Here is a 12,437-nt window from a genome sequence, read left to right as displayed (position 1 = left end):
TTCTTATTTTGATGCTCTACGTTTTTTATTCAGGCTTCTTTTTAATCGGTACCCATTCAAAAAGAAAATCAATGTTTTAAAGGACAAAAATTTATAAAATTTCATCACTTTGTCTACTTTTATATTTCTGCCTTTTTTAAGAAGATATTTCCACGAAATTAAATCGTGCCAAATCTTTTTTTGTGTTTCAGCCGATAAAACATAAAAATCTTTTAGAATTACAACATAATTGCACGCCCAATAATTTTCGATTGCTTTATTTAATGTTTCTGCTTCCATTTTCTGCGAATGCAAACCCGCTTTTACCATTTCATAAACATCTTCGATATGTTTCGCACTAACTGTTGTTGTAATTGAACCTTCGCGCGCCTGGCGGTACACATAAAATGATTTCGGATAAATGCTAAAAGTATTCAAATAATACATCAATTTGCTGCACCATTCTATATCTTCTGATTTTCTTCCGACAGGAAAAAACAATTTATTGTTAACCAAAATTTCTCTCTTTATCACTTTATCCCAAGCCGAAGCAACGTATAAATCGTGATAAACTAAGTTTACAATTTCGTCTTCAAATTTCCCGTTTTTATTTTTTATAAATCGCTGATTGTATTTGCAGTGCACATCATTTTTCGAGAAAAAACGGCTTTCTTCATGAATGATTATATCTGGATTTGTTTTAGAAATTAAATTACTTAAATCTTCCAAAACCTGTTTTCCCTGCCAATAATCATCACTGTCGGTAAAAATAATATAATCGCCTTTTGCTAATAATAATCCTGTATTTCTCGCATCAGACAATCCGCCATTTTCTTTGTCAATCAGGATTATCTGTGGAAATTTTTCCTTGTATTTCCGGCAAATTTCGAGCGAAGAGTCAGTCGATCCGTCATTAATTAAAATAAGTTCAAAATCAGAAAACGTTTGGCACAAGATGCTGTCTAAACATTGTAGCAAATAAGCCTCAACGTTATAAACCGGCACAATTATGCTAAAAAGAATGCTTTCTTTTTGAATATTCATGGTTCGAATTTTTTAATGCAGAAACACTTTTATTTTATCTTTTCGATAAATAACGATTGCCGAAACAAGATTCCAGAAAAAAGAACTTGAGACAAAAGCAATCGCGGCGCCAGTCATTCCGTAAATCGGAATTAAAAATCGGTTCAAAAGAAAATTAATTGCAACCGCAATCATTAAAATAACCTGAAAAATATGCTGTCTTCCAGTCATATTCAAATAAACAGAAGCTGTTCCAAATGCCGAACAAATTCCCTGACCAATAATCAAAATTAAAAAAGCCTGCTGAGCCACAACATATTGATCTCCAAAAATGGATAATATATGTTCTGAAAAATAACTAATCAGGATGATAACCGGAAGCGTAATTCCGAAAATTATACGGGAGCTATGTCTAGAAACTGCTTTTAATTCTATCATTTTATGGCCCGAAAAATATTCTGCAATTTTGGCCGAAACCGTAATATTTATAGAAACGATTATAATAGAAATTATCGTCATTATTTTTACCCCAACCGAATAAAAAGCAACGGTTTCATCGTTTCTATATTTCTTCAAAAACATAATATCAAAACACATTAATAAAAACATCGCCATTGCACTGATTGCAATTGGATATGATTTTAAAAACACTTCTTTATGCGATATTTTTTCGGCACTTTTTAGATATTCTGTTTTTCTAAAATACACCAAAACAAAAAGTGAGCTCAACACTGCTAGAAAAACAAATCCAATTAGAAAAACATCAACCAAATACTCTTCTTCGTGCCAATAAAACAAAATCACAGAACCAATAATCAATGGAACATATTTGATAATATTCCGAAATAATTCGGCCACATATAATTTATCCAAAGCTCTGAAAACCTCAGTATTTAATGTCGAAATTCCGGAGAAAAACAACGTTGCGGCCGCTTTTAAAAGTATCGAATATACATCAGAATCAGCAAAATAATTGTTAATCGTTTCTTTGCTGATAATTGCAATAATCAGCAAAACCAGCAACGAGGTGCAAAAAAGCATTAGAACCATTTTTGCATATATCTTTTTTAATTCTTCGAGCGCATTTTGGCTTGCTAATTTTCCTTTAAAATACAAAATCGACTGATCAAAGCCGAGCAAGCAAATACTTCCAATCGATAATAGAAATGAACGCACAAAATCGTACTGTCCAACTAATTTTGGGCTATAGGTTTTGGTAAGAAAAACGGTAAATCCAAATAACAATAATGCTCCAAAAACACGAAGTGATAAAGTGCTGAAAATTTGTTTTAAAAACAGATTTTTCGAAATCCTTTCTAATATGCCGTTGCTTTTCAATTTTTTAGAGTTGGTTTTCCTTTGAAAGTGCAAGCTGTTTGCGATAAAAATTCAAAAACAGACTTACAAGAACAAAAACAAAAATAAAAACAAATGGAAGAATCATTTTTAGATTTCCGTTCACTATTTTATTTTCATTTATATTCAGCGTTGAGTTGATTTCTTTAATTGTTTTATCAAAAGTGATTAATCTGAATCTGTTTTTTCCTTGGTCAAGAATCAATTTCTGTTTGGTTTTAAGAATGTCGTTCAGCTGTAAATTTTCATTATAATAAACCACTTTGTCACTTTTTGATTTGCTCGAAAGTCCTTTTAAAACCTCATCTATTTGCGCAATTATAGTATCATTTTGCGCAATTTCTTTTTCAAGGTTTTTATATCCAATTTTTTGTATCGCATCAAAATATGTAGAATTGTTCAAATATTTCAACAATGGTTCAATCACTTGTTTTTCGCTTATTTCTTCATTTGAAACAAAAGTAATTGTATGATACGTATAATTTTTGCTGGTTACATTGTCTTCTAAAACCTTTTTTACATCGCCAACCTCAGCCATTAATTTAATCAGTTCCAGATTTTGTTCCTTGTCTTCAATAAATTTGTAAACATCGGCAACAGGTTTAATTTCAATTTTTTTGATTGCATTTCGATCAGAAATTCCCATCTGTAATAAAAAATCAACGTCGCCTGCTGCAATTTTAGCCTGAATCAAATCAATTTTGGCATACAAATAATCGACACTTTCAAAATTTGGTGCAACAACGACCTCATTCTTAAATGTTTTTTTATTAGAATCTAAATAAAATCCAAGAGCAACCCCAAGCACAAACAAAATCAGAACTGTAATCCAGTTTCGGATAAAAAACTGAATAGTTCTAAAAATTGATCTGCTAACACGATCAAAAAAACCTCCAATGCTTTTTGAAAGCTGAAAAATATCAATTTCCTGATCTGTATTTTGGGGTACTTTTGTACTCATTTATTAATTATTTTACGTTGAAAATTTGTTCCAAAATTTTAATGGTAATCAAATAAGTTGGTTTTACTCCAGTTGTTCCCAATCCACCTGAAGCCAATGTACTTCCAGTTTCCAAAGGATTATCTGATGCATAATATGCGTAACGAACTTTAATGTCGTGCGGCACGCTTTTTCTGATTTTAGATGCCGACTGAATTGCTTTTTGGTAATACGATCCTTCCATTTCAAGACCAATTACACCCCAAGTCGATTCGTGGAAAAATTTCAGTAAATCTCTGTTTTGCAAAGAAGTTCCAAGAACGGTTACCATTGCACCTTCAAAAACTGCAATATCATTTCCTCTGAACATATCGCCTGTTAATTCATTTTCGAAGAAATAATTATCCGCCGTTCCTTCGTTGATATGTGCTGTCGGAATCATGATATCGCCTTTTCCGCCTTCCAGAATTCCGGCTTTACCCATAATCGAAACCGATTTTACATTCAGCAACGTTTCTTTTTTAAATGGTTTTAAAAGTTCATCGATGGTTTCATAAGCCTGCTCGCCGAATGCATAATCCATTACGATAATTACTGGTTTTTCTTCACCTACATTTGCATTTGAAAATGCTGTTTTTGACCAATCAATTTTGGCTGTATCAAAAATTTGAACATCGATATTTGTTCCTGAACAATCTGGTAAAGATATCATTCCGTTTTTAAGAGCCAATTCTTCAACCTGGCCTCTAATTTCTTTTGAGCCAGAACTGCTCAATTCTTCATAAATAAAGAAATCGGCTTTGCCTTTGTATTTTGAAGTTAATAGTGGCGTCGCAAAAATTGAGTTCATCACACTGTGCATGTTGGCACTGATAACGTGAATTGGTCGTTTTAAAAGATCGTTTGCCTTTAAAACTTCTTTGATGTTTGTTGCCCAGATTTCTCCGTGAATATGATGTCCTAAACGCTCACGTAAAACGGGACTGAACGTAATTGTTCGTTTATTGTTTTCAACAATTTCTTCAATAGCTAATTTTCCTAACCAATAAATTACATGCAAGAAACGATCTGGCGCATTTTCTGAACCGAAAGCATCGTAAATATCCAAAACTTCTTCAAAAGTTCTGGCTAAAATATTCGCAACGTGCGAAATTGCTTTTTCTTTTTCAATCTGCGAAAGCTTTTTTGTCTGCGTAACGGCTTGCTCTAATTTTAGCCAATCGCGAGAAACTTCTCCTCCATCATCAATTAAAACTCTGTTTTTAATTTTATGAGATTCTATGAAAATAAAAGTCAAATGCGTCAGAATATCATAAATGTCTGAACGTCCGCGCGTGATTTCGACATTCATTTGTTCTTCGTCGATTCGGTAGCAATTTCTTCTTCTTTTTGGAGGAACAATCGGCTGAAAATGTGATTTTGAATAGCCTTCATCTGAAGTTAAATTGATGAATCGACATTGCTCTATTCCTATCGGAAGACGTTCTATAACGTACAAAAGTCCGTTTAATTCTACTTTTTCCTCAGCAATATTTCCGTAAATTTCTGGACGTAAAGCCAATAATGATTCTCTTAAACTGTCGCCAGAAACTCCCATTGGTTTATAAAAACCTCGGTTGAATAAATGACGCATTGTAATGTACATTTTTTCAATAGCCGCAGATGATTCTTGCGCTCTTGATCTTGATATATGTTTGGTTTCTTTCATGCTATTCTATATTTATAAACTCAAATGTAAATTCAAATGTAAACAAATACAAGGCATGCCTTGTATCTACAATATCATTTTTTAAAAAATTATTTTGATTTATCTTCTGTTTTAAATTTATCCTTTGTCCAATTTTCCGGATTTGAAACAATGTAATCGGAAATTCTTTGATAATCATTATTGCTTCTAATGATATTGTCGTAAAATAATTTTTGCCATTGATGCTGATATCCTAATCTGTTGGCATGTTTGGTTACGGCAGATTTATAGGATCCAACAATTGACGAAATGGTGTTTTTTCCAATATTTTGAAAACGTTGTGATCCTGGATTTTGTACAGACAGGGCGTGTTGAGACAGGGCATGCCCTGTCTGTACAATATTGGCGTCATTTGCGAAATCCAAATCAATATTGGTCGATTGTTTATCAATAATCAAAATCCCGTGAATATGATTTGGCATGACCACAAAATCACCTAATTCAACGTTTTTATGGTGTATGGGAATTTGATGCCACAATAGATCAGCAATAATACCAACCTCTGACAAAACCATTTTATTATTTTGAATTTCTCCAAAATAATGTTCTCTGTCTTGTGTACAAATTGTTATGAAATAGGCTCCGTTCCAACCATAATCCCACCATTGCGCTCTTATTGAAGAAATGCGATATTTATTTTGAAATTTTTCTTTATTCATAATAACTTAATGCTTCTATCTTTTTTATTCACTAAAAAAAGCATTAACTTACAAATATAAATATTTTCCTACTTTAAATTGTCCGCAATCTTTCTATCATTTGACAATCTCGGAATTTTATTTTGACCTCCTAGTTTTCCTTGCGATTTCATGTATTCCTGAAATCCGTTTTTTGAAACTTTGGTTATAACTACTTTTTGCAAAACGTTTCCGGTAATTAAATCGTCGTAATATATGTTTTGTTTTCGCATCGAGTCGTCGATCGCTTCCGCGAAAATTTCGATGCTATCCGGTTCTCTTTCAAACTCTATTAACCATTCATGATACGGCAATCCGCTTGACGGCGTAATTTGAGGAGCAACGGTAAATTCATTAATTACGATATTTGTTCCGGCAGTGGCTTCTTTCATTGCGTTTTCGACTTCATTGGCAATAACATGTTCTCCAAAAGCCGAAATGTAATGTTTAATACGCCCTGAAACTATGACACGATATGGAGCTAATGATGTAAACTGAACAGTATCGCCAATATTATACCCCCAAAGTCCTGCATTTGTAGAAACAATTAAAGCATAATTTACGCCCAACTCTACTTCACCGATGGTATAACGTTTTGGATTTTCGGTAAAAAATTCATCGGCTTTAATGAATTCGTAGAAAATTCCCGAATTTAAAAGCAAAAGCATTCCTTTTTCTTTTTGAGAATCCTGATACGCAAAAAATCCTTCCGAAGCCGGAAACAATTCAATACTGTCTACTTTTTTGCCAATCATTTGTTCAAATTTGGCGCGATACGGTTCGTAATTAACACCTCCGTAAATAAACAAATTAAAGTTTTTGAAGATTTCGCTTATCTTTTTTCCACCGCTTTTTTGTTGTAATCGCTCAAAATACATTTGTACCCAAGACGGAATTCCTGAAATAACCGACATATCTTCTTTGATTGTTTCGTCAACAATAGCATTTACTTTGGTTTCCCAATCATCAATACAATTGGTTTCCCAAGAAGGCATTCGGTTTTTCTGCAAATATTTCGGAACAAAATGTGCGACGATTCCTGAAAGTCTTCCAAATTTAATTCCATGTTTTTCAGTTAAAATTGGGCTTCCTTGCAGAAAAATCATTTTTCCGTCAACAAAATTGGCATTTCCGGTTTCGTGAATATAATGTAGAATCGCATTTCGCGCAGCTTCAACATGATAAGGCATTGACTCTTTTGTAAGCGGAATATATTTTGCGCCAGAAGTCGTTCCAGAGGTTTTAGCAAAATAAATTGGTTTTCCTTTCCAAAGAATATCTGCATCTCCGATTTTGACTTTTTCAATATAGACTTTCAAGTCTTCGTAATCCCGAATCGGAACGTTTTTTTGAAAATCTTCAATCGTTTTTATGTTTCCAAAATCATGATCTTTTCCAAATTCAGTTTCTTTGGCATTTTGAATCAAAGTTTTAAAAACTTCCAATTGTGTTGCAACTGGTTTATTTGACCAAGCTTGTGTTTGATTGTATATTTTGCGCGCAAAAATTTTTGCTGCTATCGATTTAATTGACATTTGATATGGTATTATTTTTTGTCGCTTTTCTTTTTCTTGGTTTTGTTCTCGCTTGATTCTTTTTCTATTTTAGCAACATCTTCTCTAAGTTTTATTTCTTCTTCAGAAGCTTTCATATTGAGTTCACCTGGTTCGTCAACTTCTGCCAAAATGGAATCTTTATTAAATTTTGCATAATCCAGTTCGCCTCTCAAAACTTTCTGAACGCCTTGTAAATAGGCTTCATTTTTCTTTAAAGCTGTTTCTAATGAATCAGATTTTATGGCCAATTTAGTAGCATTTCGTTTCAATTCAGTCGAAGAATAACCCGGAATAAATTCGCGCAATGGTGTAAATGCAATAATAAAAGTGGTTACTAAAATTAAAAATATTCCACCTAAAGTAAACGTTACAAAAACATTCATTAACGTTAACCGAAATGAAAAAATCTCTTCAAATGTGTTTTCATTCAAAATTACCAATCGGTTTTTGATGAATAATTTTTTTCTGAAATCAAATTTTTTCTTCGTCATTTTAGATGATTATATGAGCAAATATAGCAATTAATAGTATTGATGGCGGTGAAGAAAAAACGACAAATAATGTAATTTTATTATTTTATAAAATATTTAACGCGGTAAGAAACAAATATTTTAATCCAAAATCTCTTGTTGTTCGTATATTCTATATACCTTTGCGGTGAAAAACGAAAATCAATTTGCTCCGGCATTAAATATAAAACGATGGGAAGATTAGGTCTTACAGAAATCCTTGTTATAGTAGGTATTGTGATATTACTTTTTGGAGGTAAAAAAATTCCAGAATTAATGAAAGGTTTAGGAAGCGGAATCAAAGAATTCAAAAACGCTGCTAAAGACGATCAACCTGCGGCTTCTAAAAAAGAAGAAGACGAAACGAAATAAGAAATTCGAACGTATTAAAAATCCCAGATTACAAATTGTAGTCTGGGATTTATTTTTTTATTTTCTGTTGGAATTTTTATAAAACCATCGTCAATTGAATTCTCTTTCTATCCTCATCAACCTCAGTCACTTTCACATCAACATGCTGATGTAATTTCACTACTTCGTTTACATCGCTTACAAAACCAGCTTTCAATTGGGAAATATGAACCAATCCACTTTCTTTGATTCCGATATCAACAAAACAGCCAAAGTTGGTAATGTTATTAACAATTCCTGGTAAAATCATTCCGATTTTTACATCTTTAATCGATTTTACGTTTGCATCAAATTCAAAAACCTTAGCCGACTTTCTTGGGTCTAATCCCGGTTTTTCAAGCTCTTTTATGATGTCTTTCAGCGTAAGTAAGCCAATTTCAGGTGTAATGTACTTTTCGGGCTTAATAAGGGCTGTTTTCTCTTTGTTTGCAATTAAATCATTTAGAGAAATGTTCAAATCTTTCGCCATTTTCTCCACAACCGGATAAGCCTCTGGATGCACCGCCGAATTATCCAACGGATTTTTAGCATTTGTAATTCTGATAAACGCTGCTCCCTGCTGATATGCTTTATCACCTAAACGTGGCACTTTTTTCAGTTGTTTTCTATCTTCAAATGGACCGTTTTCAGAACGATATTGTACAATGTTTTCAGCCAGCTTCTCTCCTATTCCACTCACATAACTTAGTAAATGTTTACTTGCCGTGTTGATATTAATTCCAACTGAGTTTACGCAACGAATAACCGTACTGTCCAATTCTTCTTTTAGTTTCGTTTGGTCAACATCATGCTGATACTGACCTACTCCAATCGCTTTTGGGTCGATTTTTACCAATTCTGCCAAAGGATCTGAAAGTCGTCTTCCGATAGAAACCGAACCACGAACCGTTACATCATAATTTGGAAATTCTTCTCTCGCAATTTTTGAAGCCGAATAAACCGAAGCTCCAGCCTCAGAAACGATAAAAACCTGCACCGGTTTGTCAAACGCGATTTTTTTGATGAAGAATTCGGTTTCACGGGAAGCTGTTCCGTTTCCAATAGAAATGGCATCAATTTGATACGCATTTACCATCGAACGGATTTTCTTGATTGCTATTGATTCCTCGTTTTGAGGCGCATGCGGATAAATGGTTTCGTTGTATAATAAGTCTCCCTTTTCGTCCAAACATACTACTTTACAACCACTTCTAAATCCTGGATCGATTGCCAAAATTCGTTTTTCTCCCAACGGCGGAGCCAATAATAACTGTCCTAAATTGTTGGCAAAAACCTGAATTGAATTCGCATCAGCTTTTGCTTTTGCTTCTTGCAAAGTTTCGTTTCCAATTGCCGGATTCAGTAAACGTTTATAACTGTCCTCAATTGCTAATTGCAAATGAGCTGTCGTATTATTTTGTTTTTTAATAATAATTTCATCAATAACATCGTAAGCATCATCGATATCAACATCAATTTTCATTTTGATAAAACCTTCATTTTCTGCACGAAGCATTGCCAGTAAGCGGTGCGCTGGCGCTTTTGTCAACGATTCTTCCCAATCAAAATACTGACTGAATTTTTGTGCTCCTTCTTCTTCGGCTTTCTTTTTAACCACTTTTGTCGCAATAGTTGCTTTTCGCTGATATAATCTACGAAGCTGTTTACGAACATAAATATTTTCATTAATCCATTCCGCTACAATATCTCTTGCGCCCTGAATTGCCGCTTCTTCATTAATTACATTTTCATTAATGTATTGTGTAGAAAGGAAATCAATATCAACATCACTTTCTGAGATAATCAATTTTGCTAAAGGCTCTAAACCAAATTCGCGCGCAACATCGGCTTTTGTTTTTTTCTTCTTTTTGTACGGAAGATAGAAATCTTCAATTTCTTGCAAATCAAAACTATCTTCAATTTTTTTCTTCAATTCCGGCGTAAGCGCTTTTTGTTCTTCTATAGATTTTAGAACGGCTTCTTTACGTTTTACAAGTGTATCATAATCTTTTTGCAATTTTGCAATCAGCTCAATTACAGTTTCATCAAGGTTTCCTGTACTGTCTTTTCGGTAACGCGAAATAAACGGAATTGTACAATCTTCCTCTAATAATTTTACTGTGTTTTGAATACTTACTGCCGGCGCCTGAACAGACTTGGCAATGAATTGAATATTAGTCATACTTTTAATGAAATAAATTCTTAATTATAAATTAGTATAATTTACTTGTTAAAACATACAAGGAAAATTACTAACCATTCGGCTAAAATAATATCTTTGTTTTTAATATTACACCAATGGAAATTTTTTTACTCTATTTTTTATTTATAAATATCATCGTTTTTATTCTTGCTGGTTACGATAAATATCAAGCTCGAAAAAATAAACGAAGAATTCCTGAAAACACGCTATTCTTTCTACAATTAATAGGAGGAACTCCAGGTTTATTAACATCGATGTTAATCTTCAGACATAAAACGAGTAAAACTTCATTTATTGTCAAATTTTCTTTTATATTTTTAATTCAGACTGTTTTTGTTTACCTCTATTTAACTGGCAAAATATAGATATTAACATTGTTGATAACTCAAAAAAAGAATTTTTAAATCAATTTAAAACACTGAATTATAAATACTTAAATAAAAAACCGGACGAATTATAAAAATCCGCCCGGTGTGTTTTATTTGTATATGGTGCGAAGCACCGAATTTTTTTTTGACTTTTTACGCACAAGCGATTTTATTCACTCTATTTTGGTGTCTTCCGCCTTCAAAAGCTGTATCTAAGAAAGTTTCAACAATTTCAACAGCCTGATGAATAGAAGTAAATCTCGCTGGAATACTCACTATATTAGCATCGTTGTGTAAACGTGTTAAATAAGCGATTTCTTTCGTCCAGCATAAGCCAGCTCTTACTTTCGGGTGTTTATTAACAGTCATTGCAATTCCGTTTCCGCTTCCGCAGATTACGATTCCAAAATCAGCTTTTCCTTCAGATACATCATTCGCAACAGGATGCCCAAAATCTGGATAATCTACAGAAGCATCTGTATCTGTACCATAATTAGTTACTTCATATCCTCTTGCTTTCAGCATTTCAACAATTGCTTTTTTATATTCTGGACCTGCGTGATCGTTTCCTATCGAAATTTTCATTTTTCTATCTATTTAGTTGTGTCTTGCAAATTTAATTAAAGAATATCGAAGTAACCGTTTTTAAAAACATAAAATATATCTTTCCGCCACGAATTCACGAATCTTTAATAATTTCAAAATTTCATAACTGTTTTAAATAAAATTCGTGATCCCGATAGCTATCGGGAGTGCCCAAACTCAACTATTTCACGGTCAAAACCTTATCAGTTATTAACAATTTTGATAACTCTATAACTATCTCACTATCAATGAAAAATAAACATAATATTTGTTAAAATTTTGAGGTGTTAATAGGACTTTGTAATTGCTTGATATTCAATTAACTTTAAGTTAACAGAAAATGTTAATAAGTTCGAAAAGAAAATTAGAAGTTTTTTTTGGTTGTGTCGAAAAAAAACCTAATCCAAAACCGGAATGAAATATGCAAGAAAAGTTTCATGAATTTTTGGAAAAGTTATCAATATCAAAAATGACATTTTCAACAGAAATCAACATATCAACTTATCTACAAAATGAATTGATTTTTGGTTGTCAACCGTTGTTAATTAAAATTCAAAAAGTCTTAAAAATTAAACTTTTAACTCAAAATAACTATGTTAATAACTGCCAATAACTAAGAGAAACTTCATTTCAATACTTTTAAAAATAAATTTATTCGACATATTAACAAGCTATAATAACCATAAATTTTTTTTAAATTTTTAAAAATCTTTTTTGTTGTATTTAATATATGTTGAAAACTAAAAAAGTTGAAAAGGAAAAAAAAATTTAGAATTTGAATTTTATTCTGTTTTCAGTTTGTTTTGAATTTTTGTTTCAGACGATTTTTAGAGGATTGTTGAGATTGTCCAGAATTTCCTGAACTTGTTCGAAATCGTCTGGATGAACTTTCAGACGGATGCCTCCCAGCGCTGCAGAGTACATTGGCGCAACTGAAAGTGTCATTTCGTTTTCAAAGAAATACGGAATTTCTTCCTGTTCAAGTAAGTGTTTCAGGACAACAGTTTCGTGCTGATAATTGAATATGGCGATGGTTTTAAAGCTTTCCATAAAGGTCTTTTTGTAAATGTACGAAAAGTTATATTTTTAATAATTCTAATTGTT

General features: G+C 32.5%; 12 protein-coding genes. 2 read left to right on the top strand and 10 right to left on the bottom strand.

Annotated features, from left to right (window positions below):
* Positions 1 to 3 precede the first annotated feature (3 nt).
* The 7 genes from FN795_RS06395 to FN795_RS06365 all read right to left on the bottom strand — a co-directional run bounded on the left by FN795_RS06395 (position 4) and on the right by FN795_RS06365 (position 7,769).
* On the bottom strand, positions 4 to 1,023 hold the full coding sequence (locus FN795_RS06395) for a glycosyltransferase family 2 protein (protein ID WP_142449889.1): 1,020 nt from the start codon (positions 1,021 to 1,023) through the stop codon (positions 4 to 6).
* A 12-nt stretch (positions 1,024 to 1,035) separates the two neighbouring features.
* Positions 1,036 to 2,340, bottom strand: coding sequence for an oligosaccharide flippase family protein (locus FN795_RS06390; protein ID WP_244289947.1), 1,305 nt, complete (start codon positions 2,338 to 2,340; stop codon positions 1,036 to 1,038).
* A gap of 4 nt (positions 2,341 to 2,344) precedes the next feature.
* Positions 2,345 to 3,319: a hypothetical protein gene (locus tag FN795_RS06385; protein ID WP_142449887.1), complete on the bottom strand. Its 975-nt coding sequence runs from the start codon at positions 3,317 to 3,319 to the stop codon at positions 2,345 to 2,347.
* A 7-nt stretch (positions 3,320 to 3,326) separates the two neighbouring features.
* A complete protein-coding gene (locus tag FN795_RS06380; RefSeq protein WP_142449886.1) occupies positions 3,327 to 5,006 on the bottom strand; it encodes a DUF6909 family protein in 1,680 nt (559 codons plus the stop codon).
* Between the two features lie 89 nt (positions 5,007 to 5,095).
* Positions 5,096 to 5,704, bottom strand: a complete 609-nt coding sequence (locus FN795_RS06375; protein WP_142449885.1) for a transposase — start codon at positions 5,702 to 5,704, stop codon at positions 5,096 to 5,098.
* 68 nt (positions 5,705 to 5,772) lie between these two features.
* Positions 5,773 to 7,257: a GH3 auxin-responsive promoter family protein gene (locus tag FN795_RS06370; RefSeq protein ID WP_142449884.1), complete on the bottom strand. Its 1,485-nt coding sequence runs from the start codon at positions 7,255 to 7,257 to the stop codon at positions 5,773 to 5,775.
* A gap of 11 nt (positions 7,258 to 7,268) precedes the next feature.
* Positions 7,269 to 7,769 (bottom strand): peptidase, encoded by a 501-nt coding sequence (locus tag FN795_RS06365; RefSeq protein WP_142449883.1) that lies wholly within the window; start codon positions 7,767 to 7,769, stop codon positions 7,269 to 7,271.
* 210 nt (positions 7,770 to 7,979) lie between these two features.
* Between FN795_RS06365 and FN795_RS06360 the strand changes: the two genes are divergently transcribed.
* Positions 7,980 to 8,159, top strand: coding sequence for a Sec-independent protein translocase subunit TatA/TatB (locus FN795_RS06360; protein WP_115887783.1), 180 nt, complete (start codon positions 7,980 to 7,982; stop codon positions 8,157 to 8,159).
* A 76-nt stretch (positions 8,160 to 8,235) separates the two neighbouring features.
* On the opposite strand, the gene FN795_RS06355 is transcribed toward FN795_RS06360, so the two are convergent.
* On the bottom strand, positions 8,236 to 10,359 hold the full coding sequence (locus FN795_RS06355; RefSeq protein ID WP_142449882.1) for a Tex family protein: 2,124 nt from the start codon (positions 10,357 to 10,359) through the stop codon (positions 8,236 to 8,238).
* Between the two features lie 116 nt (positions 10,360 to 10,475).
* Between FN795_RS06355 and FN795_RS06350 the strand changes: the two genes are divergently transcribed.
* A complete protein-coding gene (locus tag FN795_RS06350; protein WP_142449881.1) occupies positions 10,476 to 10,745 on the top strand; it encodes a DUF1294 domain-containing protein in 270 nt (89 codons plus the stop codon).
* 156 nt (positions 10,746 to 10,901) lie between these two features.
* On the opposite strand, the gene rpiB is transcribed toward FN795_RS06350, so the two are convergent.
* Positions 10,902 to 11,333: a ribose 5-phosphate isomerase B gene (rpiB, locus tag FN795_RS06345; protein ID WP_008465784.1), complete on the bottom strand. Its 432-nt coding sequence runs from the start codon at positions 11,331 to 11,333 to the stop codon at positions 10,902 to 10,904.
* Positions 11,334 to 12,149: 816 nt separating this feature from the next.
* On the bottom strand, positions 12,150 to 12,383 hold the full coding sequence (locus FN795_RS06340; protein ID WP_026727317.1) for a putative signal transducing protein: 234 nt from the start codon (positions 12,381 to 12,383) through the stop codon (positions 12,150 to 12,152).
* Positions 12,384 to 12,437 lie beyond the last annotated feature (54 nt).

This window comes from Flavobacterium resistens, assembly GCF_900182645.1.
GTDB lineage: Bacteria > Bacteroidota > Bacteroidia > Flavobacteriales > Flavobacteriaceae > Flavobacterium > Flavobacterium resistens.
This window is presented reverse-complemented; position numbering and strand designations above follow the sequence as displayed.